The sequence below is a fragment of the Actinomadura sp. WAC 06369 genome (assembly GCF_003947565.1).
Classification (GTDB): Bacteria; Actinomycetota; Actinomycetes; order Streptosporangiales; family Streptosporangiaceae; genus Spirillospora; species Spirillospora rifamycini.
This window is the reverse complement of the sequence record NZ_QHJN01000065.1, coordinates 14354-40396: the sequence shown is the minus strand read 5'-3', so window position 1 is coordinate 40396 and position 26043 is coordinate 14354. Positions and strand designations below refer to the sequence as shown.

At 74.2% G+C, this 26043-nt stretch carries 26 protein-coding genes; 13 read left to right on the top strand and 13 right to left on the bottom strand.

Annotation, left to right across the window (positions count from 1 at the left end):
- From DMH08_RS19125 to DMH08_RS19110, 4 genes are all read right to left on the bottom strand, one after another.
- A partial coding sequence (locus tag DMH08_RS19125; RefSeq protein WP_148108596.1) for an ABC transporter ATP-binding protein occupies positions 1-716 on the bottom strand: 716 nt, incomplete at its 3' end.
- An 8-nt stretch (positions 717-724) separates the two neighbouring features.
- Positions 725-1750 (bottom strand): ABC transporter permease, encoded by a 1026-nt coding sequence (locus DMH08_RS19120; protein ID WP_034516535.1) that lies wholly within the window; start codon positions 1748-1750, stop codon positions 725-727.
- Positions 1743-2699: an ABC transporter permease gene (locus DMH08_RS19115; protein WP_026400957.1), complete on the bottom strand. Its 957-nt coding sequence runs from the start codon at positions 2697-2699 to the stop codon at positions 1743-1745. The genes DMH08_RS19120 and DMH08_RS19115 overlap by 8 nt, the downstream gene beginning before the upstream one ends.
- A gap of 16 nt (positions 2700-2715) precedes the next feature.
- A complete protein-coding gene (locus DMH08_RS19110; protein WP_026400956.1) occupies positions 2716-4326 on the bottom strand; it encodes an ABC transporter substrate-binding protein in 1611 nt (536 codons plus the stop codon).
- Positions 4327-4522: 196 nt separating this feature from the next.
- On the opposite strand from DMH08_RS19110, the gene DMH08_RS19105 reads away from it, so the two are divergent.
- Positions 4523-6187 carry an AMP-binding protein gene (locus DMH08_RS19105; RefSeq protein ID WP_125616523.1) on the top strand — a complete coding sequence of 555 codons (1665 nt, stop codon included), beginning with the start codon at positions 4523-4525 and terminating at the stop codon, positions 6185-6187.
- Between the two features lie 48 nt (positions 6188-6235).
- Here the strand turns inward: DMH08_RS19105 and DMH08_RS19100 are convergent, their stop codons facing one another.
- The 5 genes from DMH08_RS19100 to DMH08_RS19080 form a co-directional block, all read right to left on the bottom strand.
- Entirely contained in the window at positions 6236-6718 is a 483-nt protein-coding gene (locus DMH08_RS19100) for an RICIN domain-containing protein (RefSeq protein ID WP_026400954.1), read from the bottom strand.
- Between the two features lie 157 nt (positions 6719-6875).
- Positions 6876-7670 (bottom strand): SDR family NAD(P)-dependent oxidoreductase, encoded by a 795-nt coding sequence (locus DMH08_RS19095; RefSeq protein ID WP_026400953.1) that lies wholly within the window; start codon positions 7668-7670, stop codon positions 6876-6878.
- Positions 7667-8479 carry an SDR family NAD(P)-dependent oxidoreductase gene (locus DMH08_RS19090; protein ID WP_125616520.1) on the bottom strand — a complete coding sequence of 271 codons (813 nt, stop codon included), beginning with the start codon at positions 8477-8479 and terminating at the stop codon, positions 7667-7669. Before DMH08_RS19090 ends, DMH08_RS19095 begins: the two co-directional genes overlap by 4 nt.
- Positions 8472-8714: a hypothetical protein gene (locus DMH08_RS19085; protein WP_026400951.1), complete on the bottom strand. Its 243-nt coding sequence runs from the start codon at positions 8712-8714 to the stop codon at positions 8472-8474. The genes DMH08_RS19090 and DMH08_RS19085 overlap by 8 nt, the downstream gene beginning before the upstream one ends.
- Positions 8711-9871, bottom strand: coding sequence for a Rieske 2Fe-2S domain-containing protein (locus DMH08_RS19080; RefSeq protein ID WP_125616517.1), 1161 nt, complete (start codon positions 9869-9871; stop codon positions 8711-8713). Before DMH08_RS19080 ends, DMH08_RS19085 begins: the two co-directional genes overlap by 4 nt.
- 158 nt (positions 9872-10029) lie before the next feature.
- Between DMH08_RS19080 and hsaA the strand changes: the two genes are divergently transcribed.
- From hsaA to DMH08_RS19055, 5 genes are all read left to right on the top strand, one after another.
- The gene (hsaA, locus tag DMH08_RS19075; protein WP_125616514.1) at positions 10030-11196 is read left to right on the top strand and encodes a 3-hydroxy-9,10-secoandrosta-1,3,5(10)-triene-9,17-dione monooxygenase oxygenase subunit; all 1167 of its coding nucleotides are present in this window, start codon (positions 10030-10032) and stop codon (positions 11194-11196) included.
- Between the two features lie 49 nt (positions 11197-11245).
- On the top strand, positions 11246-11404 hold the full coding sequence (locus tag DMH08_RS19070; RefSeq protein ID WP_125616511.1) for a type II toxin-antitoxin system RelE/ParE family toxin: 159 nt from the start codon (positions 11246-11248) through the stop codon (positions 11402-11404).
- Positions 11401-11733 carry a helix-turn-helix domain-containing protein gene (locus tag DMH08_RS19065; protein ID WP_026400948.1) on the top strand — a complete coding sequence of 111 codons (333 nt, stop codon included), beginning with the start codon at positions 11401-11403 and terminating at the stop codon, positions 11731-11733. The genes DMH08_RS19070 and DMH08_RS19065 overlap by 4 nt, the downstream gene beginning before the upstream one ends.
- Positions 11734-11868: 135 nt before the next feature.
- On the top strand, positions 11869-12111 hold the full coding sequence (locus DMH08_RS19060; RefSeq protein ID WP_026400947.1) for a DUF6411 family protein: 243 nt from the start codon (positions 11869-11871) through the stop codon (positions 12109-12111).
- A 29-nt stretch (positions 12112-12140) separates the two neighbouring features.
- A complete protein-coding gene (locus tag DMH08_RS19055; RefSeq protein ID WP_125616508.1) occupies positions 12141-13346 on the top strand; it encodes a phospholipase D-like domain-containing protein in 1206 nt (401 codons plus the stop codon).
- 39 nt (positions 13347-13385) lie between these two features.
- Here DMH08_RS19055 and DMH08_RS19050 read toward each other — a convergent pair whose 3' ends face one another.
- Both DMH08_RS19050 and DMH08_RS19045 read right to left on the bottom strand, forming a co-directional pair.
- Complete coding sequence (locus DMH08_RS19050; protein WP_125616505.1) at positions 13386-14564, bottom strand: alpha/beta hydrolase family protein; 1179 nt, start codon at positions 14562-14564, stop codon at positions 13386-13388.
- A 2-nt stretch (positions 14565-14566) separates the two neighbouring features.
- Positions 14567-16084 (bottom strand): FAD-binding protein, encoded by a 1518-nt coding sequence (locus DMH08_RS19045; RefSeq protein WP_125616502.1) that lies wholly within the window; start codon positions 16082-16084, stop codon positions 14567-14569.
- 150 nt (positions 16085-16234) lie between these two features.
- Here DMH08_RS19045 and DMH08_RS19040 point away from each other — a divergent pair, with 150 nt between their 5' ends.
- The 3 genes from DMH08_RS19040 to DMH08_RS19030 all read left to right on the top strand — a co-directional run bounded on the left by DMH08_RS19040 (position 16235) and on the right by DMH08_RS19030 (position 18466).
- The gene (locus DMH08_RS19040; protein WP_026400943.1) at positions 16235-16849 is read left to right on the top strand and encodes a TetR family transcriptional regulator; all 615 of its coding nucleotides are present in this window, start codon (positions 16235-16237) and stop codon (positions 16847-16849) included.
- 65 nt (positions 16850-16914) lie between these two features.
- Positions 16915-17664 carry an SDR family NAD(P)-dependent oxidoreductase gene (locus DMH08_RS19035; RefSeq protein WP_125616499.1) on the top strand — a complete coding sequence of 250 codons (750 nt, stop codon included), beginning with the start codon at positions 16915-16917 and terminating at the stop codon, positions 17662-17664.
- A 13-nt stretch (positions 17665-17677) separates the two neighbouring features.
- Entirely contained in the window at positions 17678-18466 is a 789-nt protein-coding gene (locus DMH08_RS19030) for an SDR family oxidoreductase (protein WP_125616496.1), read from the top strand.
- A 55-nt stretch (positions 18467-18521) separates the two neighbouring features.
- On the opposite strand, the gene DMH08_RS19025 is transcribed toward DMH08_RS19030, so the two are convergent.
- Positions 18522-19445 (bottom strand): 3-oxoacyl-ACP reductase, encoded by a 924-nt coding sequence (locus tag DMH08_RS19025; protein WP_026400940.1) that lies wholly within the window; start codon positions 19443-19445, stop codon positions 18522-18524.
- A gap of 170 nt (positions 19446-19615) precedes the next feature.
- Here DMH08_RS19025 and DMH08_RS19020 point away from each other — a divergent pair, with 170 nt between their 5' ends.
- Genes DMH08_RS19020 through DMH08_RS19005 form a run of 4 tightly spaced genes read left to right on the top strand, consistent with a single transcriptional unit; the run spans position 19616 to position 25164 of the window.
- Entirely contained in the window at positions 19616-21235 is a 1620-nt protein-coding gene (locus tag DMH08_RS19020; RefSeq protein WP_125616492.1) for an acyl-CoA synthetase, read from the top strand.
- Positions 21228-22388, top strand: a complete 1161-nt coding sequence (locus tag DMH08_RS19015; RefSeq protein ID WP_125616489.1) for a steroid 3-ketoacyl-CoA thiolase — start codon at positions 21228-21230, stop codon at positions 22386-22388. The genes DMH08_RS19020 and DMH08_RS19015 overlap by 8 nt, the downstream gene beginning before the upstream one ends.
- 2 nt (positions 22389-22390) lie before the next feature.
- Entirely contained in the window at positions 22391-24556 is a 2166-nt protein-coding gene (locus DMH08_RS19010; RefSeq protein WP_026400937.1) for an acyl-CoA dehydrogenase, read from the top strand.
- Positions 24553-25164 carry a PaaI family thioesterase gene (locus tag DMH08_RS19005; protein ID WP_051300181.1) on the top strand — a complete coding sequence of 204 codons (612 nt, stop codon included), beginning with the start codon at positions 24553-24555 and terminating at the stop codon, positions 25162-25164. The genes DMH08_RS19010 and DMH08_RS19005 overlap by 4 nt, the downstream gene beginning before the upstream one ends.
- A gap of 12 nt (positions 25165-25176) precedes the next feature.
- On the opposite strand, the gene DMH08_RS19000 is transcribed toward DMH08_RS19005, so the two are convergent.
- Entirely contained in the window at positions 25177-25935 is a 759-nt protein-coding gene (locus DMH08_RS19000) for a class I SAM-dependent methyltransferase (RefSeq protein WP_199747889.1), read from the bottom strand.
- Positions 25936-26043: the final 108 nt, after the last annotated feature.

Here is a 26043-nt window from a genome sequence, read left to right as displayed (position 1 = left end):
GCCACAACCTCGCCGTCGTCGCGGCCCGCGTACATGACGGCGACGCGGTCGGCGCGGCCCGCGACGACGGCGAGGTTGTGGCTGATGAGGACGATCGCGGTGCCGAGTTCGGACTGGAGGCGGCCGAGCAGGTCGAGGATCTGCTTCTGCACGGTGACGTCGAGCGCGGTGGTGGGCTCGTCGGCGATGAGCAGGTCGGGTTCCCCGGCGAGGGCCATCGCGATGACGACGCGCTGCCGCATGCCGCCGGACAGTTCGTGCGGGTACTGGTCGAGGCGGCGGCGCGGCTCGGGGATGCCGACGAGGCGCAGCAGCTCCTCGGCGCGGGCGCGGGCGTCGGCGCGGGAGCGGCCGTGGCGGCGCAGGCTCTCGGTGAGGTGCCGGCCGACCTTCTTGACCGGGTTGAGGGCGGTGCCGGGGTCCTGGAACACCATGCCGACGCGGGACCCCCACAGCGCGCGGCGCTCGGTGGGCGCGAGCGCGTGCACGTCCGTGCCGTCCAGCACGACGCGTCCGGTCACGGTCATGCCGGGGCCGGTGGTGTAGAGGCCCATCACGGTGCGGCCGAGCACCGACTTGCCCGAGCCGGACTCGCCGACGACGCCGAACATCTCGCCGGCGCGGACGGTGAAGGAGACGCCGTCGACGGCCCGGAGCGGGCCGCGCGGGGTGGCGATCTCGGTGTGCAGGTCCTCGACCGTGAGGAGGGGGGTCATCGTGGCTCCTAGAGCTTCGCCTGCCGGGGGTCCCACCGCTTGCGGGCCTTCTCGCCGACGAGGTTGAACGCGAAGACGGTCAGGAAGAGGGTGATGCCGGGGACGAGCACGATGTGCGGGTGGTCGGTGAACGCGTTGTTCTGCTCCCCTTCGGCGATCATGTTGCCCCAGGACGGGGCGGGCGGCTGCACGCCGAGCCCGAGGAAGCTCAGCGACGCCTCCGCGACGATCAGCACCGACACCATGACCATGCCGTAGGACAGCAGCGGCGGGACGACGTTCGGCAGCAGCTCGCGGGTCGCGACGCGCCACCGGGACGCGCCGAGCAGTTCGGCGGCCAGGACGAACTCGCGCTGCGCGAACGCGATGGTGTTCGCCCGCGCCATCCGGATCATGCCGGGGACGGCGAGCAGCGAGAGGGCCATCGCGATGTTCGGCAGGGTCGGTTCGAGGACGGTGCCGAGCGCGATCAGCAGGATCAGCGGCGGCACCGCCAGCAGGGAGTTCGTGAGGACGCCGACGGGCGGGTCGGCGTGCCGCAGGTAGCCCGCGGCGATCCCGACGGCGCCGCCGACGACCGTCCCGATGAGGACGGCGCCGAGCGCGACGACGAGCGACGACCGGGCCCCGTAGACGAGGCGGGCGAGCAGGTCGAGCCCGAAGTTGTTCGTGCCGAGGGGGTGCGCGGTGGACAGGTCGGGGACGGCCATGCCGGGGGAGCCGAGGGTCGCGACGATGTCCCGGTGCTCGCCGAGCGGCAGCAGCGGCGCGAGGACCGCGGCCGTCACCAGGACGGCCAGCCACGCGGTGCACAGCCAGAACAGCAGGTCGAAGCCGGGGCCGAAGAGGGCGCGGCCGGTGCGGTCGAGGCCGGCGTAGGTCGCGGCGAGGCCGGCGAGGACGGCGCCGAGCTGCGGCCATCCGGTGCCGGCGAGCACCGTCACCGACGCGCCCAGGACGGCGAGGCCGGGGACGGCGAGCGCGGCGCCGGTGAGCAGGGAACCGGTCCGGGGGGATTTCGGGGCGTCAGACATGGGCCCGCCTGATTCGTGGGTCGAGGAGTCCGTAGGACGCGTCGATCAGCGCGTTCACCAGTACGTAGAGGAGGGCGATGACCAGCACCGCGCCCTGCACCGTGGGGACGTCCCCGGCGTCGGCCGCGCCGATGATCAGCGAGCCCATCCCGGGCAGCGCGAACAGGTGCTCGACGATCACGGTGCTGCCGACGAGCCTGCCGAGGCTGACGCCGAGCAGCGTGACGAGGGAGAACGACGAGGGGCGCAGCGCGTCCCGCAGCAGCACGTGGACCGGCGGCATGCCCTTGGCGCGGGACGCGAGGATGAAGTCCTCCCGCAGGGTGGCGATGAGGTCGCCGCGCAGGACCCGGGTGAACGTGGCGACCTCGACGAGCGCGATCGTCAGCGCGGGCAGGAACGCGTGGTACAGGTTGTCGCCGATCCCGTCGGACAGCCGCGCCCATTCGAGCCGGGGGAACCAGCCGAGCCGTTCGGCGAACAGCGCGATGAGCAGCATCCCGGCGAGGAAGCTCGGCACCGACAGGATCGCGAACGTGCCCGCGCCGACGAGCCGGTCGACGCGTCCGCCGGCGCGGTACGCCGACCACATGGCGAGCGGCACGGCGACGGCCAGCGCGATGAGCAGCGCGAGGACGGCGAGTTCGAGGCTGACCGGGAGGGCGGCGCCGATGCGTCCGGCGACGTCGTCGTAGGGCGGGACGAACGAGGTGCCGAGGTCGCCGGTGACGGCGTCCCCGACCCAGCGCGCGTACCGGACGGGCAGCGGGTCGGTCAGCCCCATCTCCTCCCGCTGCGCCTGGTACTCGGCGGGCGTGTGGCCCTCGCCGAGGACGGCCACGGCGGGGTCGCCGGGCATCAGGTCGACGAGCGCGAACGCGCCCGTGCTGACGACGAGCAGGACGAGCACGAGCTCGACCAGCCGTCGCACCGCGTCGCGCACGTTCACCTCCGGCACCTCCGGTTCAGTTCCGCGCGAGCCACGCGTCGTCCAGCAGGACCATGCTGTTGACGGTTCCGGTGACGCCGCGCACGCGGTCGGGCCACGCGATCAGCTCGGGCTGCGGCCCGAACACGAGCGCGGGGACGTCCCGGTTCCACCGCTCCTGGATGCGGCCCATCACGGCGCGCTGCGCCTCCTCGCCGTCGGCGCCGCGCAGCTCCTCGATGAGCGCGGACATCTCCGGGGTGGTGGCCATGCCGACGGTGAGGTTGCCTTCGGAGTGCAGGGTGGCGTACATCCGCCCGAACGGGCCGGCCTCGCGCCAGCTGATGCCCCAGCCGGAGACGTCGTAGGTCTTCTTCACCGACACCTTGGTGATCTGGTCGGCGATGGACCGGACGAGGTCGAGTTCGACGTCGAAGCCGACGCTCTCCAGCATCGCCTTCGCGGCGAGGGCGGTGGTGCGGGACGCGGGGTCCTGCGCGTCCAGCCAGGTGACCTTGCCGTCGTAGCCGTCGGCCTTCGCCTCGGCGAGCAGCTCGCGGGCCCGGTCCGGGTCGTAGGGGAGCGGTTCGGCGCCGGTGTGCCAGCGGGAGAACCCGGGGAACAGCGCGTTGCTCGCGAGGCCCGTCCCCGGGTACGCGCGCCGGTAGATCACCTCGGGCTGGATGGCGAGGTGCATGGCCGTGCGGACGCGCGGGTCGGCGCCGGGGTGGCCGGGGGTGGCGTTGATGACGGCGACGTTGCCGAGCGCGACCATGTTGAGGAATCCGGAGTAGCCGGCTTCGAGGGCGTCCCGGACGATGACGGGGTCGCGGAGGAACGCGGCCTGGATGCGCCCGCTGTCGAGGGTGGCGAGGGCGGCGTCGGGGTCGTCGACGTAGACGAGCCGGACGCGGTCGAGGTGCGGGCGGCCGTCCCAGTAGTCGTCCCGGGCCTTGAGGAGCATCTCCTCGTCGGGGGCGTACCGCTCGAACGCGAACGGTCCGGCGCCGACCGGCCGGAACTTCTCGCCGTCGTCGGACGACTCGGCGACGATCATCCCGGGTCCGCCGGCCAGCATGAACGGGAAGGTCGGCCAGGGGTGCGCGAGCTCGAACACCACGGTGCGTTCGTCCGGTGTTCTGACGGCTCGGACGTTCGCCTTCCACAGCGCGGCCTCGTCGGCGCCCTTGCGCACGTACCGCTCGATGCTCCACTTGACGGCGGCCGCGTCGAGTTCGGTGCCGTCCCCGAACGTGACGCCGTCGCGGAGCCGCAGCGTCCAGGCGGTGTCGCCGTCGCCGGATTCGAGGCTTTCGGCGAGCTGCGGGACGACGTCCCCGCTCGCGGGGTCCCAGCGCATCAGGACGTCGTAGATCGCGGCCATCTCGACGCCGCCGGTGGACCCGGCGACGATCGTCTCGGCGGGGTCGAGGAGGCCGGTCTCGGCGTAGGCGGCGAAGGTGAGGGTGCCGCCGTCCACGGGCGTCCCGCCGCGGTCCGGTCCGATCATGCCGACCCGGTACTCGGCGGGCCGGGCCTCCTCGGGGGCCGCGCCGCCGCCGGACTGCCAGGCGCACGCGGTCGCCGCCGTCGCGACGGCGAGGGCCCCGGCGGCGCGCCGGAACCGTCTGCTCGTGGAAGTCTGCACGTTCCTCCCCGTGGCCGCCGCCCGGCCGCGCTTTTCCGCGCGACCGAAACGCCTTCGCAGGTGCGACCGAGATAAACAGCGCAGGCGGCGGAGGGTGCGCCAGGTCCCACTCAGCGGGATCGGGCGGCGCCGCCCGCGGCCGTCCTGCCGGACCCTGCGTAGACGCCCCGGCGCGGCCGGGCGGGTGAGGAGGAGCATGACCGGGGACGGGAGCGCGGGCGGGAGCACGGGCGCGGGCGAGGGCCGGGTGCTGGGCGACGACCGCCCGGCCGACGACCGGACGTTCGCCGCGCTGGTCGCGGCGCGCGGCGAGGACGACCGGACGGGCCTGTCGTTCGAGGACCGCTCGTGGACGTGGCGCGAGGTCGTCGCGGAGGCGCGGCTGCGCGCCGGGCTCGTCCGCGACCTGGCGGGGGCGGGCCCCGGCCCGTGGCATGTCGGGCTGTTCCTGGAGAACGGGCCCGAGCACCTGTTCTGGCTGCTGGGCGCGGCGCTCGCCGGGGTGCCGGTGGTGGAGCTGAACCCGACGCGGCGCGGCGCCGAGCTGGCCCGCGACATCGCGCACACCGACTGCGGCGCCGTCGTCACCGAGACGGCGCGCGCGGCGCTGCTCGACGGGCTGACCGGCGCGGACGTGCCCGTCGTGGTGGTGGACGGCGGCGGCCACGCGGACCGGCTCGCCCGCACGGCCCCGCTCGGCGGCGTCCCGGGCGACGACCCGGCGGCCGTGTTCTGCCTGATCTTCACGTCCGGGACGACGTCCGCGCCGAAGGCCGTCCTGTGCAGCCAGGGGCGGCTCGGGCGCATCGCCGTCCAGCAGGCCGCCCGCCGGAACCTCGGCCGCGACGACGTGTTCTACGTCGCGATGCCGATGTTCCACTCGAACGCGCTGATGGCGGGCGTCGCCCCGGCCGTCGCCACCGGCGGGCGGCTGGTGCTGCGGCGCCGGTTCTCCGCGTCGGGGTTCCTCCCGGACGTCCGCCGGTACGGCGTCACGTTCTTCAACTACGTCGGCAAGCCGCTCAACTACATCCTCGCGACCCCGGAGAAGCCGGACGACGCGGACAACCCGCTGCGCATCGCGTTCGGCAACGAGGCGGCGCAGCACGACATCGAGGCGTTCGCCGCCCGGTTCGGATGCACCGTCATCGACTCCTACGGGTCGAGCGAGGGCGAGATCCGCATCGGCCGCGTCCCCGGGACGCCGCCCGGATCGCTCGGCGTCGCCGAGGAGGGCGTGATCGTCGCCGACCCGGAGACGCTCCGCGAGTGCCCGCCCGCCGAGTTCGACGCGCACGGCCGCCTGGTGAACGCGGACGACGCCGTCGGCGAGATCGTCGACACGCGGGGCGCCGCGCGGTTCGAGGGCTACTACCGGAACCCGGAGGCCACCGCGAAGCGCGTCCGGAACGGCTGGGTGTGGTCGGGCGACCTCGCCTACCGCGACGCCGACGGCTACTGGTACTTCGCCGGGCGCGGCGACGACTGGCTCCGGGTGGACGGCGAGAACTTCGCCGCCGCGCCGCTGGAGCGGCTGCTCGCCCGGTTCGACGCGTTCGCCGACGTCGCGGTGTACGCCGTCCCGGACGAGCGGGTCGGCGACCAGGTGATGGCGGCGGTGACGCTCGCGCCCGGCCGCCGGTTCGACCCGGCGGCGTTCGCCGCGTTCCTGGCGGGGCAGCCCGACCTCGGCACCAAGCAGGCGCCCAGGTACGTGCGCGTCATGGCGGAGCTGCCCCGCACCCCGACGAACAAGGTCGTCAAGCGGCCGCTGCGGGACGCGGCCTGGAACACCGGCGACCCGGTCTACGTGCGCCGGTCGGGCGCGTTCGTCCGGCGGGAGGCGTCCCCGGCCGGGTAGCGGGCCGGGCGCCCGCCGGTCGGGCGCCCGCCGGTCGGTGGCCGGCGGTCAGGAGCCGGCGGGCTCGAACGTCCAGAGCTGGTGGTCGTGGTCGGGCCGCTCGGGCACCAGCTGGGCGTGCTGCTCGCTCTCGTGCCAGGTGAGGAGCTGCCCGTCGCTCGCGAGCGAGATCAGGTAGCGGCCGCCGCCCGCGTGCGTCGCGTACCAGAGCGTCGGCTCCTTCTCGCAGGACCGGACCGCGACGTTGCGCGGCCACACCTTCCGCGGCGAGACGCCCAGGCAGTCGTCCGGGGCCGCGCGGATGATCTGGATGCCGTCCGACATGAGCCGGAACCGCCAGACGGTGCCGCACGGCCCGACCGTGCCGCGGGCGTCGGCCGCCGCCGGGCCGTTCAGGCAGCGGCCGCCGTGGTCGGTCCGGATCCGGTAGTCGCCCGGCGGGTACGGCTCGGCGGACGCGGCGGGGCCCGTCAGGACGAGCGCGGCACCGCCGAGACCGACGGAAAGGGCGGCGGAAAGGGCTGCGGGCATGCGAAAACGCATGGTGACACCTCCGGAATCACATGGATGATCACCATGAATCACATCCCGCGGCGACCCCAAAGTCAACACATAACGTGGTCAACCAATTGCGCTACGTAAACGTCGTGCGCGGGGCGGTGAGCCCTCCGCCGCCCGGCGGCCCGGCCTACTCGCCGGATTCCTTCGGAAGCATCCGCTTCATCGCCTCGTGCGCGCCCGCGACCTTCGCCGAGCGCGGGAACCCGCTGCGCTTCTGCGCCGCCTCGTAGTTGCCGCCCGCGACCCAGACCGGCCCGTCGCCGAGGTGCTCGAGGCCCTCGCGGGCGACGTCGTCCGGTTCGGCGACGTTCAGGCCCGGGATGTCCATGTTGAGGCCCGCGCGCTCCATCGCGGGCGTGCGCGTGACGCCGAGCACCAGCTCCAGGACGTCCACGCCGTGCTCGCGGAGCTCCAGCCACAGGCCCTCGGCGAACACCCGCCCGAACGCCTTGACCGCCGAGTACACGCTGATCTGCGCCTGCCCCATGTACCCGGCGAGCGACCCCACGAGGAGGATGCCGCCGCGCCCGCGCTCCTTCATCGGCGCGGCGAAGTGGCGGGTCAGCGCGAGCTGCGCGGTGATGTTCAGGTCGATGACGCCCTGGAAGCGGTCGAGGTCGCCGGTGACGAACTCGTGCCCGTAGCTGTTCGCGCCCGCGTTGAAGACCAGCAGCCCGACCTCGAGGCCGTCGGTGACCTCCCGGACCGCCTTCAGCGGCTCGGGCGCGACGAGGTCGAGCTCCAGCGTGCGGACCTCCACGCCCTTGGCCCGGACGGACGCGGCCGTCTCGGCGAGCGGGCCGGGCTTGCGGGCGATGAGCACGAGGTTGACCCCCGCGTCGGCCAGCCGGTGCGCGAACGCGGCGCCGACCCCCTCCGAACCGCCCGCGATGACGGCCCACGGCCCGTACTTCTCGATCATCCTTCTCCGTCCAGATCGGGGGTCCAGGAGACCCCGTTGATGTGCGCACCGCCGTCCGCGAACAGCGTGTTGCCGGTCAGGTAGCGGGCGTCCTCGCTCGCCAGGAACAGCGCGACCGGCGCGATGTCGTCCTCCGGGTCGCCGAGCCGGCCCATCGGGTTGGCGGCGTCGGCCGCCGCCTCGATCTCCGGGTGCTCCGCGACCGTCCGGCGGAACGCGGCGCTCTTCGCGCCCGGGCAGACCGCGTTGACGACGACGCCCGTCGGCGCCCACTCGCGCGCCGCGGTCCGGGTCAGCGTCCGGAGCGCCTCCTTGGCGGAGTTGTACTCCAGCGTGCCCATGTGCGCGTTGACGCCGTTGAGCGAGCACATGTTGATAACGCGGCCCCAGCCGCGCGCCCGCATGTGCGGGAACGCGGCCTGCATCGCCCACAGCGGCCCGTAGTAGCCCATCGCGAAACCCCGCGCGAGCTGCTCGTCCGTCTTGTGCTCGACCCGCCCGACCGTGCCCGCGCCCCACGCGTTGTTCACCAGGACGTCCACGGAGCCCCACGTGTCGACGGCCGCCGCGACCATCGCCTCGACCTGCGCCCGCACCGTCACGTCGGTGGGGACGAACCGGGCCTCGGCGCCGAACTCGTCGGCCAGCTCGGCGGCGACCCGCGCACCGGCGGCCGCGTCCAGCTCGGCGACGACGACGCGCGCGCCCTCGGCGGCGAACCGGCGCGCGACGCCCCGGCCGATGCCGTCCCCGGCGCCCGTCACGACCGCGACCCGCCCGGCCAGCCGGCCCGGGGGCGGGTCAGTCATCGAGGACCTCGATGCCGCCGGTGAGCGCCGCCTCCTGGATGGCCGAGCGCAGCGCCGGGCACGTCCCGTGCTCGTCCTCGTCCAGTCCGGTGCACGCGGCCCGCGCCTCGGCCGTCCACTGGATGCTGGTCTGCTCCCAGCTGGACTTGCGGGCCAGCACCTCGCCGGCGCAGCGGCGGCAGCGGACGGGACGCATCGGCGCCCCGTCCAGCCGCTCGTCGGACCGCACCGTCACGCCGTGGCCTCCGCCGCGTCCAGGCGGGCGAGGTTCTCCTCGACCTCCTTCTTCCACGACTCGACCGGCCGGGTGGTGTCGATCTCGTACTCGAACCGGTCGGTCATCTCCGGCTCGACGTCCGCGACGTCCACGTAGAACTGCTGGTACCAGCGGCGGAGCTGGTAGACGGGGCCGTCCTCCTCGCACAGCAGCGGGTTGTCGATGCGGGTCTTGTTCTTCCAGATCTCGACGTCCTGCTGGAAGCCCGCCAGGATGAACGTGGACAGCTTCTCCGCGGTCGCCTCGGCGGCCGCGGGCGGCAGCGCCTCGCTGTGCTGGACGATGATCCCCGAGTGCAGCGAGAACGAGTTCTCGTCGATCGGGTAGTGGCAGTTGATCAGGACGGACTTCAGGTCGTAGCCCTCGTAGTGGTACGTGAGCTCGTCGATCATGAAGGACGGCCCGTGGTAGGTCGCGACCGAGGTGTTGCCGAGCATCCGCGGCCCGCCGCCCCCGCCGCTGCCCTCGCGCTGCCGCCGCGAGTCCTCCCGCGTCACGCCCTTCATGATCTGCGTGGCCGTCTGGCCCTCGAAGATGTTCTTGAAGTACGTCGGGAACGACTGGTGGATGTAGAAGAAGTGCGCCATGTCGACGACGTTGTCGATGACCTCGCGCGCGTTGGTGTGGACGATCTGCTCCGTCCAGCGCCAGTCGGTCCAGTCGTCGCGGGTGGCGCCCTCGATGACGGGGATCGTGACGTCCGCCGGGGGCTGCTTGCCCTCGGGGTCGTTCCAGACGAACAGGAGCTGGTTCTTCTCCATGGTCGGCCAGGCGGCCGTGCGCGCGCGCAGCGGCACCCGACGCGAGTACGGGATGCCCTTGCAGCGGCCGTCGCCGCCCCAGCGCCAGTCGTGGAACGGGCACGCGATCGTGTTGCCCTTGACGGTGCCCTGGGACAGGTCCCCGCCCATGTGCCGGCAGTAGCCGTCCAGCACGTTGATCTTGCCGTCCTCGCCCATGAAGACCACGAGCTTCTGGCCGAACCCGTTGATCGTGTGCGGCTTGCCGTCCTTGAACTTCTCGGCGAGGCCCAGGCAGTGCCATCCTCGGGCGAACCGGCTGGAAATCGCCTCGGCCTCGATGCGGCGGATCGCGTCCGACTCGGCAGCGGTCACGGTGGATCATCCCTTCGGCTATGGACGAGATGGTTCGCACGCTATGTCGCAGGTCACGCCGTCCGGGGCCCGGTCCCGCTGGCCGGGACGCCTCCGCGCGCCCGTCCGGCCCCCGTGGTGTCCTGCACGAACCGGACGAGGAGGACAGGAGCGGGCGGATGAGCAGTGAGGTCCTGGACGCCGTGCGCGGGCTGCTGCCGGGCATCGCCGAGCGGGCCCGGACCGTGGACGAGAAGGGCCGCATCCCCGCCGACACCATCAGGAAGCTGACCGACGCGGGCGTGTTCCGGCTGCTGCAGCCCGCCCGGTACGGCGGCGCCGAGGGCGACCCCGTCGAGTTCTACGCCGCCGTCCGGGAGATCTCCGGCGCCTGCGGCTCCACCGGCTGGGTCGCGGCCGTCCTCGGCGTCCACTCGTGGCACCTCGGCCTGTTCCCCGACGCCGCGCAGCGCGAGGTGTGGGCCGCCGGCCCGGACACCCTCATCGCCTCCTCCTACGCCCCGATCGGCCGGCTCACCCCCGTCGAGGACGGCTTCGAGATCTCGGGCCGGTGGGCGTTCTCGTCCGGCTGCGAGTTCGCGTCCTGGGTGCTGCTCGGCGGGCTCGTCGTCGGCGCCGAGGGCCGCCCCGTCGACTTCATGACCGTCCTGCTGCCCCGCGCCGACTACGAGATCCGCCGGGTCTGGGACTCGATGGGCCTGCGCGGCACCGCCAGCGACGACATCGTCGTCGAGCGCGCGTTCGTCCCGGCGCACCGCGCGATGCGCAACTACGACCAGGCGCGCCTGCGCGCCCCCGGCCGCAAGGTCAACACCGGCCCCCTCTACCGGCTCCCGTTCGGCACGGTCTTCACCACGACGGTCTCGTCCAGCGTCATCGGGATGGCCGCGGGCTGCTACCGCTCGTACGTGGCGCAGATGCGCGACCGGATCCGGCTGAGCCTCGGCGGCGGCCGCTTCGTCGAGGACGAGTTCGCGCAGGTCGCGGTGGCCCGCGCCGCCTCGGAGATCGACGCGGCCGTCCTGCAGACCGAACGCAACATGCGGGACGTGCACGCCCACGCGGTGCGCGGCGAGGAGATCCCGATGGAGCTCCGCCTGCGCGCCCGCCGCGACCAGGTGCGCGGCACCGAGCGCGCCATCGAGGCCATCGACATCCTGTTCAAGACCGCCGGCGGCAACTCGCTGCGCCGCGGCCACGTGATCGAGCGTGCCTGGCGCGACGCCCACGCGGGCAGCGTCCACGTCGCCAACGACGTCGAGCGCGCCCTGTCCATGTACGGCCGCGGCGAGTTCGGCCTCGCCATCGAAGACAACCTCGTCTGACCCGCCGGACCATCGGTAGTCGCGAAGTCACGCTGGGCAACATAACCTTATGGTTATTCTTGTGTGCTTTGACCCCGTACGCGAAGCGATCTTCCTCGTGGCGGGCGACAAGGAGGGCAACTGGGAGAACTGGTACAAAGAGTCCATCCCGCTGGCCGACGAGCGCTTTACGGAGCACCTGATCGCCTTGAAGGAGGAGGACGGATGAGTACGAACTTCAAGAAGTGGTCGGAGGTCAAGGCGGAGGCGGCGGCGCTGGATCCTCGCAGCGAGGAGGAAAGGGCGGCCGGCCGGGCCGCGGCGCGTGCTCGGCGAGAGGCGTACGTTCGCGGCTTCCAGCTTGCCGAGATCCGCAAGGCCGCCGGTGTGACCCAGGCCGAACTGGCCGAGCTGCTCGGTGTGAGCCAGGCCCGGATCTCGAAGATCGAGCACGGCGAGGTGTCGGGGGTCGACGTCGTGCGCGACTACGTCACCGCGCTCGGTGGTCATCTGGACCTGGTGGCCACCCTTGGTGACCGCACCTGGAAGGTCGCCTGACGATCGCGCCGCCGGTCGCCGCGCTCAACGGAGCGTCCCGCCCCTGACCGGTGAGGTCGATCGGGCGGAATGTCTTTGTTTGTCTGGGGTAAAGCGTCGCCAGACGTTGAGGACATCTCCGGAAGGGGCGAGAACATGGCGGTCGTCGCCATCGTGGGCGTGTGCGCGGTGCTGCTGGTGCTGGCGTTCCTGCTGCCGAGGCTGTCGCGGCATCCGCAGCGGGGGACCCAGCGGGCGCTGGGGTTCGGATCGCGGGCGGGGTCCTCGGCGCCGGGTCCGCTCGGGCGCCTGCTGAGCAAGCCGTTCCGGTCCTCGTCGCGGGCCGTCGGCCGCAGCGGGGCCGCGGGGCGCCGGGCCCGGTTCCGCTCACCGTTCTGACCACCGACACCGACGACGCGGGAGGACGCATGACGTCGATCACCCTGGACGGGGCCGCGCCGGGCGGCGCCGGGGAGCCGGACGGCGCGGCGGTGCGGCTGCGGCGGCGGCTGGAGCGGCTGCTCGGGGTCGCCGCGACCGAGGGCAACGCGGTGGAGCCGCTGCGCAACGGCGACGAGATCTTCCCCGCGATGCTGGACGCCATCGCGTCCGCCGAGCACACCGTCGACATGATGACGTACGTGTACTGGCGGGGCGACATCGCGAGCCGGTTCGCCCGCGCGCTGGCGGACCGCGCCCGCGCGGGCGTGCGGGTGCGGCTGCTGCTGGACGGCTTCGGCAGCCACCCGATCGAGAAGGAGCTGCTGGACGCGATGGACGCGGCGGGGGTGACGGTCGCCTGGTTCCGGAGGCCGCCGTACCTGTCGCCGTTCAAGCAGAACCACCGGTGCCACCGCAAGGTCCTGATCGTGGACGAGCACACGGCGTTCACCGGCGGGGTGGGCATCGCCGACGAGTGGAAGGGCGACGCCCGCGACAGCGGCGAGTGGCGCGACACCCACGTGCGGGTGCGCGGCCCCGCCGTGGACGGCATCGCCGCGGGGTTCGCGCAGAACTGGGCCGAGTGCCACGACGAGCTGTTCGACGAGCGCGACCGGTTCCGCCCGCACGAACCCGCGGGGGACGCGGTCGTCCAGGTGGTGCGGGGCTCGGCCAGCATGGGGTGGCAGGACATGCAGACCCTGATCCGGGTGGTGCTGGAGTCGGCGCAGCACCGGCTGCGGCTGGCGACGGCCTACTTCGCGCCGGACGACTACTTCACCGACCTGCTGTGCCGGACGGCGCGCCGCGGCGTGGCGGTCGAGATCCTGCTGCCCGGGCGGCACGCCGACAAGCGGGTCAGCAGGCTCGCGGGGCAGCGGCACTACGACGAGCTGCTGGACGCGGGGGTGCGGATCGCGCAGTTCCGGCCGTCCATGCTGCACACGAAGATCATCACGATGGACGGGACGGCGTCGCTGATCGGCTCGACGAACTTCAACCGGCGGTCCCTCGACCACGACGAGGAGATCATGCTCGCCGTCATCGACCGGGAGGTGACCGCGCGGCTGGACGAGCACTTCACCCGGGACCTGGCGGTCAGCGATCCCGTCGAGCCGGGGCGCTGGCGGCGGCGGGGGGTCGTGCACCGCGCGATGGAGGCGTCGGTCGTCCCGATCCGCCGCTTCCTGTGAGCCGCCGGGCCCGCGGCGCCGGCCGCGGGCCCGGGGCGGTCAGCAGTCGGAGGGCGGGGCGTCGCCGCGGCGCAGGCTCTCGACGTACCGCAGGCCGTCGGCGAACGACGCGTCGAGCAGCGCGCGGTGGTCGGCGCCCTCGTACTCGCGGTAGGCGACGGCGTCGCGGCGCTCGCAGAGGTCGCCGAGCAGCAGCTTCGTCGCCTCCGGTGAGACGAGCGTGTCGGCGGTGCCCTGCTGGACGAGCGCGGGCACGCGCAGGGTCAGGCCCGTGGGCTCCTGCGAGCGCAGGTACGCGACGAGCGGCCCCAGGTCGGCGTCGGGCCGGAAGACCTTCGTGGGGTCGAAGCCCTCGGCCATCTTCCGGAGCCCGAAGGTGCACGCGGACGTCCGGGCGGCCTGGAGCATCGGGAGGGCCTCGTCGGTCAGCAGGTCGTCCGGGACGATCGCCGGGTCGGCCGCTTCGGCGCCGGTGAGCAGGACGAACAGGAACGGCATCGCCGCCTGGGCGCCCGGGAGCCCGGACCGCACGTACTCGGGGGTCGCGCTGGTCTGCGAGCCGGGCGCGAGGACGAGCGCGCCCTGCAGGCGCACGTCGCGGGGCGTCTGCCGGGCGGCGGCCGTGAACAGGGCCGCGTGGCCGCCCTGGCTGTGCCCGGCGACGTACCAGTTCCGGCCGATGCGGCGGTCGAGGCCGCGGGCGGCGCGGACGATGTCGACGACGGCGTTCGCCTCGCTGCGGCCGTGCATGTACGGGTGCCCGCCGGGGGTGCCGAGGCCCTCGTAGTCGGTCTGCACGACCGCGTACCCCTGCGCGACCCACCTGTCGAGGTACCGCTCGGTGACCGCGAGGTAGTCGTGCGCGGGGCCGTCCGCGGTGTCGGCGGAGGGGGCGCAGACGTCGGCGGTGCCGGTCGTGCCGTGCGCCCAGCTCAGCACGGGCCAGCCGCCGCGCGGCGGCGTCCCCCGGGGGATCGCGACGGTGCCGGTCACGGTGACCGGCCGGCCGTCGGCGCCCTCGGACGTGTAGGCGACCGTGCGGTTGGCGGCGGCGCTCGGCAGCGCCGCCGTCCCCGCGACGGGCCCCGCGGACAGGAGGCGTCCGCGGTGGCCGGGCGGGACGTCCGCCTGCGCGGGCACGGCGGCGCCGAAGGCCGCGGCGGCCACGGCGGCGCCCGCGGCGGCGGCGAGCGCGGCCCGCGTCCTGATCGATGTCATGTTCACTTCTCCTCGGATGCCATGTGCCGCACGGCCCGGTACGCGAACGCCATTCCGGTGCCGATGGGGACGCCCGGCCCCGGGTAGACGGGGCCGGTGAAGGACGCGGTGGTGTTGCCCGCCGCGTAGAGGCCGGGGATCGGACGGCCGGACGCGTCGAGCACGCGGGCGTCGGGGTCGATGCGGAGCCCGCCCTTGGTGCCGAGGTCGCTGACCACCATCCGGGCCGCGTAGTAGGGGCCCTGGTCGACGGCGACGAGGCCGTGCCCGCCGCCGGTGAAGTACCGGTCGTAGCGGTCCTCGCCGCGGTGGAAGTCCGCGTCGGCGCCCGCGGCGGCGAAGCCGTTGAACCGTTCGACGGTCGCGGCGAGGGCCGGGCCGGGCACGCCGATCTCCGCGGCGAGCCCGGCCAGCGTGTCGGCCCGCGCCCAGGCGCCGGCGGCCAGGTGGGCGTCGGGGTCGGCGGCGGGGATCGTGATGGCGGGCGCCCCCTTCCCCTTCGCGTCGAAGACCAGGTGCAGGGGCCCCTGCGCGGCCGCCATCGCGCGGCCCATGCGGTCGTAGGGGAGCGACTCGTTGGCGAACCGGCGGCCCGTCCCGTCGACGATGAGGCCGCCGCGGAAGCCGAGGGTGAACGCGGCGCGGCCGTCCGGGCCGAGGAGGCCGGGGCAGAACCACGCCTCGTCCAGGTTGCCGGTCGCGGCCCCGGCGGCGACGGCCGCCGCGATCGCGTCGCCGGTGTTCGCGCCGTCCGGCGCCATCGTCCACTCCGCCGACCCGGCCACCTTCCGCTCGGCGCGCAGCTCGGCGGACGACTCGAACCCGCCCGCGGCGAGCAGCACCCCGTGCCGGGCCCGCAGCCGCACCGGCCCGTCCGGGGTGTCGGCCTCGACCCCGACGACCCGCCCGTCCGCCGTGACCAGGGAGGTCAGCGCCGTGCGGGTGCGGACGTCGCCGCGCCCGGTGCCGGTGAACGCCAGCAGCAGCCGCCCGATCAGCGCGCGGCCCTGCGCCAGCGGGACGGACGGGTCGTGCCCCAGTCCGGCGCGGTCCCGGTCGACCGGCGGGCGGACGAGCGCCGCGAGGTCGCCGAGCCGTTCGGCGGGCAGCGGCAGCGGGACGAACGACCGGCCCCGCGCGGTGCGGCCCGGGGCGTCGTAGTACTCGGGGAACGCCTGCCACTCGAACTCGACGGCGGGGTCGCTCTCCAGGAACTCGACGACCTGCGGCGCGGTCTCGAGGAACGCCTCGCGCAGCGCGGCGGGACCGTCCCCGAGCAGCGCCGTCAGGTAGGCGCGGGCCGACTCGGTGGAGTCGTCGTCGATCCCGGCGCGCCGCTGCACCCGGGTGCCGGGCAGCCAGATCGACGCGCCCGCGTAGGCGGTGGTCCCGCCCAGCAGCGCCGTCTTCTCCAGGACGGCGGTGCGCCGCCCGCCCGCCGCGGCGGCGAGCGCCCCGGCCAGCGCGCCCGCACCCGACCCGGCCACCACCACGTCGTACTCGTCCGTCCATTCGCCCACGTGACGTCCCCTTCGCGATCTCGGCGCGGCAAACGTAAGCGCGGTGCGGCCGTGCGGGCCCCCGCGTCCCACTGAGCGGTATCGGTGTGCGGCGGACCGTTCCGGGCGGCTAGATATTGTCGTGTCAGGACGGAGCCGGAGGGGGAGATCGTGGCGAGGATCGCGTCGGCGCGGCTGTCGGCCGAGCCCAGCTCGCCGGAGCAGCACGACCGGCGGCAGCGCATCCTGCGCGCCGCCATGCGCATCGGCGGCGAGAAGCCCCTCGAACGCGTCCAGATGCACGAGGTCGCCAAGGCCGCCGGGGTGGCCATCGGCACGCTCTACCGGTACTTCCCCTCGAAGGTGCACCTGTTCACCGCGGTGATGGCCGCGCAGGTGGACCGGTTCGGGGAGGGCGTCGGCCCGCCGCCGCCCGGCACCGACCCGGAGGACGCGGTCGCCGACCTGCTCGTCGCCGCGAGCCGCACGCTGATGGCGCAGCCGCTGCTGTCGGCGTCGATGCTGCACGCCGCGAACAGCGCGAACGTCGCGACCGTCGTCGACACCGCCAAGATCGACACCACGTTCCAGGAGATCGTGCTGCTGGCCATCGGCATCGAGGTGCCGACGGCGCAGGACGTCCGGCTCGTGCGGCTGCTCATGCAGTGCTGGTACGGGGTGCTGCAGATGAGCCTGAACGGGCGCGCGTCCATGGCGGACGTGGAGAGCGACATCCGGATGGCGTGCCGGCTGCTGCTCGCGCCCCGCTCCAACGCGTCCGGCTGACGCGCGGGTTCCGGTGGCCGGGATCGCACCGGCCGTCCCGTCCGGGCCGTCGCTACCGTGCGGTCATGAAGCGCTATGACGGTGTGAAAGTGCTGCTCACCGGGGCCGCGTCGGGCATCGGGCGGGCCACCGCGGACCGCCTCGCGAGCGAGGGCGCCGCCCTCTACGCGGTGGACCTGTCCGCGGACGGCCTCGCCGAGACGGCCGCCGCGATCATCGGCCCGGGGACGATCGCGACGCGCGTCGCCGACGTCACCGACGAGCCCGCGGTGGTCGACGCCGTCCGGGACGCGGCCGCGGTGCTCGGCGGCATCGACGTCCTGGTGAACGTCGCGGGGATCCACAAGACCACGCCGCTCGGCAGCCTGACCGTCGCCGACCTCACCCGCCTGTTCCAGGTGAACCTGGTCGGCACCGCGCTGTTCTGCCGCGAGGCCGCGCCGCACCTGCCGGACGGGACGGGCGCGATCGTCAACGTCGCGTCCCTGTCGGCGGTGCAGGGCAACCCGTACATGTCGGCGTACTCGGCGTCGAAGGGGGCGGTGATCTCGTTCTCGCTGAGCCTCGCCGCCGAACTGAGCCCGCGCCGCGTCCGGGTGCTGTCGGTCTCGCCGGGCGGCACCGACACCCCGCTGACCCGGGCGCCCGACATGTTCCCCGCCGGGGTCGACCCGACGTACTTCGGGCGGCTCGCCGCCCCGTTCGGGCAGGCCCGCGCCGAGCAGATCGCGGCGGTGATCGCGTACGCGGGCTCGTCCGACGCCGCCTACCAGACCGGCGTCGACCTGCGGGTCGACGGCGGCTCCCACATGTGAAGGAGACCCATCTATGGCAGGGACCACGGGACGCACGGTCGCGGTGAGCGGCAGCGCCTCCGGCATCGGCAGAACCCTCGCGGAGCTGCTGCGCGACCGCGGCGACGAGGTCATCGGCGTCGACCTGCGCGACGCGGACGTCCGCGCCGACCTCGGCACGCCGGAGGGCCGGGCCGCCGCCGTCGCCGGCGTCCTCGACCGGTCGGGCGGGACGCTCGACGGCGTCGTGGCGTGCGCGGGCGTGTCCGGCCCGACGCCGCTCACCGTCGCGGTCAACCACTTCGGCGCCGTCGCCCTGCTGGCGGGGCTGCGGCCCGCGCTCGCCCGCGCCGGGCGGCCCCGCGCCGCCGCCGTCGGGTCGATCTCCGGGACGCAGCCGGTGGACGACGACGTCCTGCGGGCCTGCCTGGACGGCGACGAGCCCGCGGCGCTCGCGGCGGCGGAGGAGGCGGCCGGGCGCGGCGCGGGCAACCGGCTGTACCCGTCGTCGAAGGCGGCCCTGGCGCGGTGGCTGCGCGCGGCGTCGGTCTCGGCGGAGTGGGCGGGCGCGGGCATCCCGCTGAACGCGGTCGCGCCGGGCGTCGTCCGGACGCCGATGAGCGAGCCGCTGTTCGCCGACCCGAAGATGCGGGAGGCGATGGACCGGGCCGTCCCGATGCCGCTGAACGGGTACGCCGGCCCGGAGGTCGTCGCGGAGGCGCTCGCCTGGCTGATCTCCCCGGCGAACTCGCACATGGCGGGCCAGGTCGTCTACGTGGACGGCGGCGCGGAGGCGTCGCTGCGCGGGCCCGGGGCGTACTGACGGGCGGCCGGCCGCCCCCGTCCGCGCGCTGCGGGGGCGGCCGCCGGCCCGGGGGTCAGCGCGGCTGGTTGGTGCCCGTCGTGTCGAGCGCGGCGACGTCCCACGCGGCGTACGTGCGGCGCGGGTCGCGGTCGTCGAAGTACGGGGTGACCTGCGCGGCGAACTCCTCGGGGGAGAACACGCCGCTCTCGGCCGTGAACTTGCGCTCCACGGTCGGCGCCGCCATGAGCGCGACCATGTCGCCGTACACGACGAACACCTGGCCGCTGATCTTCTCGGCGGCGGGGGACGCGAGGTAGCCGACGAACGTCCCGACCCGCTCGGGCGCCATGGCGTCCACGCCGCCGGGGGCGGTGCCCTCGCCGAACGACGCCTCGGTCATCGCCGTGCGGGCGCGCGGGCAGATCGCGTTCGCCCGCACCCCGTACCGGGCGAGGCCCTGCGCCGTGGACAGGGTCAGCGCGACGATCCCGGCCTTCGCCGCCGAGTAGTTCGGCTGCCCGGCGGAACCGAACAGGAACGCCTCGGACGCCGTGTTGACCACCCGCCCGTACACCGGGCCGCCCGCGGCCTTGCTCGCGGCCCGCCAGTGCACGGCGGCGGCGCGGGACACGGCCGCGTGGCCCTTCAGGTGGACGCGGACCACGTCGTCCCAGTCGGACTCGGACAGGTTGAACAGCATCTTGTCGCGCAGGACCCCCGCGTTGTTGACGACGACGTCCAGGCTCCCGAACGTCTCCACGGCCGTCTGCACCAGCTTCTCGCCGAGCGTCCAGTCGCCGACGTCCCCGGCGACGGCGACGGCCTCGCCGCCCGCGTCGCGGATCTCGGCGGCGACGTCCTCGGCGGCCGGGCCGATGTCGTTGACGACGACGGCCGCGCCCTGCCCGGCCAGCGCGAGGGCCTCGCTGCGGCCCAGCCCGGCGCCCGCGCCGGTGACGACGGCGGTGCGCCCCGCCAGGGTGAGGTCAGCGTTCATCGGTGCTCCCGTCGGTGTTCGCGATGATCCGACGGAGGCTAGTACGAATTCTATTTTTACGGCCGGTCCGATCCCGCTCAGCGGGCCGGTGACCCCCGCTCCGACCGCCGCGAACCACTCAGTGGGACTGATCTTGTCCGGTGGCGAGAATCAATTCTAACTTCGGTCGCATGACGCTTCAGCTGGCGACACTCTTCGAGACCGTGGCGGCGGCGGTCCCGGACCGCCTCGCCCTCGTGTGCGGTGACCACCGGGCCACGTTCGCGGAGCTCGACCGCCGCGCCGACGCGCAGGCCGCACGGCTGCGGGCGTCCGGCATCGGGCCCGGCGAGCACGTCGGCCTGCACCTGACCAACGGCCCCGAGTACGTCGAGGCGCTGCTGGCGTGCGTGAAGGCCCGCGCCGTCCCGGTCAACATCAACTTCCGCTACACCGACCGGGAGCTGCACCACCTGTACACCGACGCGGGCCTCGCCGCCCTGTTCGTCGGCGCGGAGTTCGCGCCCGCCGCCGCCCGCGTCGCCGCCGACTGCCCCGCGCTCCGCCTCGCGATCGTCATCGGCGACGGCGACGGCGACGGCCCGGCCGAGAAGGAGCCCTGGCCGGACCGCATCGCCGTCGCCGACTACCCGGACGTCCCGGACGGCGCCGCCGCGCCGCGCGACGGCCGCTCGCCCGACGACCGGTTCATCATCTACACCGGCGGCACCACCGGCCTGCCCAAGGGCGTCGTCTGGCGGCACGAGGACTTCTACATGGCCGCACTGCGCGGCGGGAACCACTACGGCGAGCCGCACCGCAGCGCCGAGGCGCTCGCCGCCGCCGCCGAGTCCGGCTTCCCCCTCACCTACCTGGTCACCGCGCCGCTCATGCACGGCGCCGCGACCTACAACCTGCTGAGCGCGCTGCTCACCGGCTCCCCGACCGTGCTGATGCGCCGCTTCGAGCCCTTCGAGGCGCTCCGGCTCATCGAGCGCGAGAAGCCGCTGATCGTCATGGTCGTCGGCGACGCCATCGCCCGCCCGCTCGCCGACGCGATCCGCGCGCACGGCGCCGCGTACGACCTGTCGTCGGTCAAGGTGCTCGGCTCCGGCGGCGCGATCCTGTCCCGCAGCGTGCAGGAGGAGTTCGCCGAGCTGATCCCGGACCTGCACGTCAACAACGGGTTCGGCGCCTCCGAGTCGGGCGTGGACGGCACCATCGCGGTCGGCGCCGACGGCCTCATGCGGCTGTCGCCGAACCCCCGCGTCACCGTCGTCGACGCGGCGCTGCGCCCGATCCCGCCCGGATCGGACGAACCCGGCTACATCGCGCGCAGCGGGCACGTCCCGCTCGGCTACCACAACGACCCCGAGAAGACCGCCGCCACGTTCCCCGTCATCGACGGCGTCCGCTGGTCGGTCCTCGGCGACATGGCCCGCGTCGAGGCCGACGGCACCGTCGTCGTCCTCGGCCGCGGCTCCGGCTGCATCAACACCGGCGGCGAGAAGGTCTTCCCCGAAGAGGTCGAGCAGGCCCTCAAGGCCCACCCCGCGGTGATGGACGCGCTGGTCGCGGGCGTCCCCGACGAGCGGTTCGGCGAGCGCGTCGCCGCCGTCGTGGAGGCCCGCCCCGGCACCGCCCCGACCGCCGACGAACTCCGCGCGCACTGCCGCGGCCACCTCGCCGGCTACAAGATCCCGGCACTGATCACGTTCACCGGCGCGGTGATGCGCTCGCCCAGCGGCAAGGCCGACTACCGCTGGGCCAAGCGCGTCCTGACCGGGCAGGAAGGAACCCCCCATGCCTGAAGCCGTCATCGTCGACGCCGCCCGCACCCCGGTCGGCAAGCGGCACGGCGCCCTGTCGGGCCTGCACCCGGCGCAGCTGCTCGGCGCCACCCAGAAGGGCCTCCTCGACCGGCTCGGCGTCGACCCGGCCACGGTCGGGCAGGTCGTCGGCGGCTGCGTCACCCAGGCGGGCGAGCAGGCGAACAACGTCACCCGCAACGCCTGGCTGTACGCGGGCCTCCCGTACACGACCGCCTGCACCAGCATCGACTGCGCGTGCGGCTCCTCCCAGCAGGCCGTCCACCTCGTCGCCGGGCTGATCGCCGCGGGAACGATCCACACCGGCATCGGCTGCGGCGTCGAGGCCATGAGCCGCGTCTTCCTCGGCCAGGCCCTCACCCCCGAGACCGGCAGCCCCATGCCGGACGGCTGGGACTTCGACTACCCCGACCAGTTCACCGCCGCCGAACGCATCGCGAAGAACCGGGGCATCACCCGCGCGGACGCCGACGCGCTCGGCCTCGACTCCCAGCGGAAGGCGGCCCGCGCCTGGGCCGAGGACCGCTTCGCGGGCCAGATCATCGAGATCGAAGCGCCCGTCATGTCCAAGGAGGGCCCGACCGGCGAGACCGCGGTCGTCACCCGCGACCAGGGCCTCCGCGAGACGTCCCCGGAGAAGCTCGCCGCCCTCAACCCGGTCATCCCGGACGGCGTCCACACCGCGGGCAACTCCTCGCAGATCAGCGACGGCGCCGCCGCCGTCCTGCTGATGTCTCGCGAGCGCGCCGCCGAACTCGGGCTGCGGCCCCGCGCCCGCATCGTCGCGTCCACCATGGTCGGCTCCGACCCGCACTACCACCTCGACGGCCCCATCGACTCGACCCGCGACGTCCTCGACCGCGCCGGCATGAAGCTGTCCGACATCGACCTCGTCGAGATCAACGAGGCGTTCGCGTCCGTCGTCCTGTCCTGGGCGGGCGTCCTCGGCGCCGACATGGACAAGGTCAACGTCAACGGCGGCGCCATCGCCCTCGGCCACGCCGTCGGCTCCACCGGCGCCCGGCTGATCACCCAGGCGGTCAACGAGCTGGAGCGCGCCGACCGCACCACCGCCCTCGTCACCATGTGCGCGGGCGGCGCGCACTCCACCGCCACCATCATCGAACGGATCTGAGCATGACCATCGGACTGACCGAGGAGCACCGCGACCTCCGCGACGCCGTCCGCGCCTTCACGGCCCGCCAGGTGACGCAGGCCGCCGTGCGCGCCGCCGTGGACGCCGACCGCGAGAAGCTCCCGCCGTTCTGGGACGACCTCGCCGCCCAGGGCCTCCTCGGCCTGCACCTCCCCGAGGACGCCGGCGGTGCCGGGTACGGGCTGCTCGAACTCGCCGTCGCCCTCGAGGAGCTCGGCCGCGCGATGACCCCCGGGCCGTTCCTCCCGACCGTCCTCGCGAGCGCCGTCCTGCACCGCGCGGGGCACCGCGACCACCTCGCGGGACTCGCGTCCGGCGCGGCGCTCGGCGCCGTCGGCCTCCGCCCCGGCGGCCTCGAACTGCGCGCCGACGGAACGCTCCACGGGACGTCCGAGCCGATCATGGGCGCGCACCTCGCCGACGTCCTCGTCGTCCCCGCCCGCGCCGGCGACCGGACGGCGTGGGTCGTCCTGTCCGGCGCGCCCGCCGAGGAGCTCCCGAGCCACGACCTGACCCGCCGCCTCGGCCGCCTGCACGCCGACGGCGCCGTCCCGGACGCGACGCTCGACCTCGGCACCCGCACCGTGCTCGACCTCGCGGCCGTCCTGTTCGCCGCCGAGTCCTCCGGCCTCGCCGACCGGGCGACCGCGACCGCCGCCGAGTACGCGAAGGTCCGCGAGCAGTTCGGCCGTCCGATCGGCCAGTTCCAGGGCGTCAAGCACCGCTGCGCCCGCATGCTCGCGCACGCCGAGCAGGCCCGCGCCTGCGCGTGGGACGCAGCCCGCGCCCACGACACCGCCGACCCCCGCGAGGCGTCCCTCGCCGCCGCCGTCGCCGGCGCGACCGCCCCGCACGCCGCCTTCACCACCGCGAAGGACTGCATCCAGACGCTCGGCGGCATCGGCTTCACGTGGGAGCACGACGCGAGCCTGTACCTGCGCCGCGCGCAGACCCTCCGCGTCCTCCTCGGCTCCACGGGCGACTGGCGCCGCCGCGTCGCGCGCCTCACCCTCGACGGCGTCCGCCGCGAGCTGTCCGTCGAGCTCCCGCCCGAGGCCGACGCGATCCGCACCGACGTCCGCGCCGAACTCGACCCCGCGCGGGCCCTCACCGGCAAGGAGCGCATCGACTACCTCGCCGACCGCGGCTACACGTCCCCGCACCTCCCGGCCCCCTGGGGCAAGGGCGCCGACGCCGTCACCCAGCTCGTCATCGCCGAGGAGATGCGCGCCGCCGGCCTGCGCGCCCACGACATGATCATCGGCAACTGGGTGGTGCCGACGCTCATCGCGCACGGCTCGCCCGCCCAGCACGAGCGCTTCCTGCCGCCGTCCCTGCGCGGCGACCTCCGCTGGTGCCAGCTGTTCAGCGAGCCCGGCGCGGGCTCCGACCTCGCCGCGCTGAGCACCCGCGCCGAGAAGGTCGACGGCGGCTGGAAGATCAGCGGGCAGAAGGTGTGGACGTCCATGGCCCGCGAGGCCGACTGGGGCATCCTGCTCGCCCGCACCGACGCGTCCGTCCCCAAGCACAAGGGCCTGTCGTACTTCCTCCTCGACATGAAGGCGCCCGGCATCGACATCCGCCCCCTCCGGGAGCTGACCGGCGACACCCTGTTCAACGAGGTGTTCCTCGACGGCGTGTTCATCCCGGACGACCTGCTCGTCGGGCGCCCCGGCGACGGCTGGAAGCTCGCCCGCACCACCCTCGCGAACGAGCGGGTGTCGCTGTCCAACGACTCGTCCCTCGGCAGCGGCGGCGAGGCCCTCCTCAAGCTCGTCCGGACGGACGACGACGAGCGCCTCGCCACCCTCGGCGGCATCCTCTGCGACGCCCAGTCGAGCAGCCTGTTCGGCCTCCGCACCACCCTGCGCTCGCTCGCCGGCGGGCAGCCGGGCGCCGAGTCGTCCATCGGCAAGCTCATCGGCGTCGAGCACATCCAGCAGGTGTGGGAGACGGCCGTCGACTGGATCGGCCCCGGCGCCCTCACCGGCGAGGGCCCCGGCGGCATGCAGGACCCCACATGGATGTTCCTGAACTCCCGCAACATGTCGATCGCCGGAGGCACCACGGACGTCCAGCTGAACATCATCGGCGAACGCATCCTCGGCCTGCCCCGCGACCCGCAGCCGACCGGGAGGCCCGCGTGACGATCGACCTCCAGGCGTCCCCCCGCCGCAGCGGCGTCGACGCCGCCTCCGCCGCCGCCCGCCGCGTCATCGCCGCGCTCGTCCGCGCCGGGGACATCTCCACCGCCGACATGGCCGACGTCGCCGACCGCCTCAACGCCGTCGCCGACGACCTCGAAGCCGCCGCGCCCGCCCTGCACGACCGCCTCGTCGACATGTGGCGCGGCGACGGCAACACCCGCCACGACCCGGCCACCGGCCCCGAGAACCCCATCGCCCCGCCGCTGGAGTACACGGGCACCCCGGACGGCGGCATCGAGGCCGAGACCACCCTCGACCTCCCGTACCAGGGGCCGCCGTCGAGCGTCCACGGCGGCGTCTCGTCCCTCCTGCTCGACCACACCCTCGGCGTCGCGAACGGCTGGGCGGGGGCGTCCGGCATGACCGCCGAACTCACCCTCCGCTACCACCGCCTGACGCCCCTCTTCGAACCCCTGACCGTCTCCGCCCGCCAGGTGTCCGTGGACGGCCGCAAGATCCGCACGGTCGGCGCCATCCGCCACAACGGCCGCGACTGCGTCACCGCCGAGGGCCTGTTCATCGCCACATACCCGCCCCGCCCCCGCTGACCGGAGGGGGCGTCACCCGCCGGGCTTGCGGGCCTCGACCAGGACGCGCGTGGAATGGGCGACGAACGGCCCGCCCGCGCGGATCCCCGCGTCGAGGTCCCGCAGCCGGTCCCGGTACTTCTCGACCGTGAACCCCGGAACCGTCCACACGACCTTCCGCAGGAAGTGGACGACCGCCCCCACGTCGAAGAACTCCATCCGGAGCCGCTCCATCCGCAGCTCGACCACCTCGAGCCCCGCCGCCTCGGCGTCGGCCCGCTCCACCTCCGGGTGCCGCCTGTGCTTCGCGTCCGGCTGCGGGCCGAGGAAGAACTCGACGAGCTCCCACACCGTCCCGGGCCCGACGTGCTGCGCGAAGTACGTCCCGCCGGGCCGGAGCACCCGTGCGATCTCGTCCCACCACACCGTCGCCGGATGCCTGCTGGTGACCAGGTCGAACGCCCCGTCGGCGAACGGCAGCGGCGGCTCGTCCGGGTCCGCCACCACGACGACCCCGCGCGGATGCAGCAGCCGCGTCGCCTTCGCGACGTTCGGCGGCCACCCCTCCGTGGCCACCATCGTCCGCGGGAACGCCTCGGCCCCCGCGAGCACCTCGCCCCCGCCCGTCTGGACGTCCAGGGCGGCCCCGGCCTCCCGCAACCGCCGGCTCATCGACCGCTGGTAACCCCACGACGGCCGCTCCTCGGTGGCCCGCCCCTCGAACCACGAGAAGTCCCACCCCTCGACAGGCGCCGCCTCGGCCTCCGCGACCAGATCATCGAACTCGCGCACCCGCCCATCATCCCCACGGGCGCAACCGATTTACGGGCACCCGGCGGCGACCCTCGCCCAGACCCACTTGCCGGACGCCCCGGTCCTACGGACCCCGCACTCCGCCGC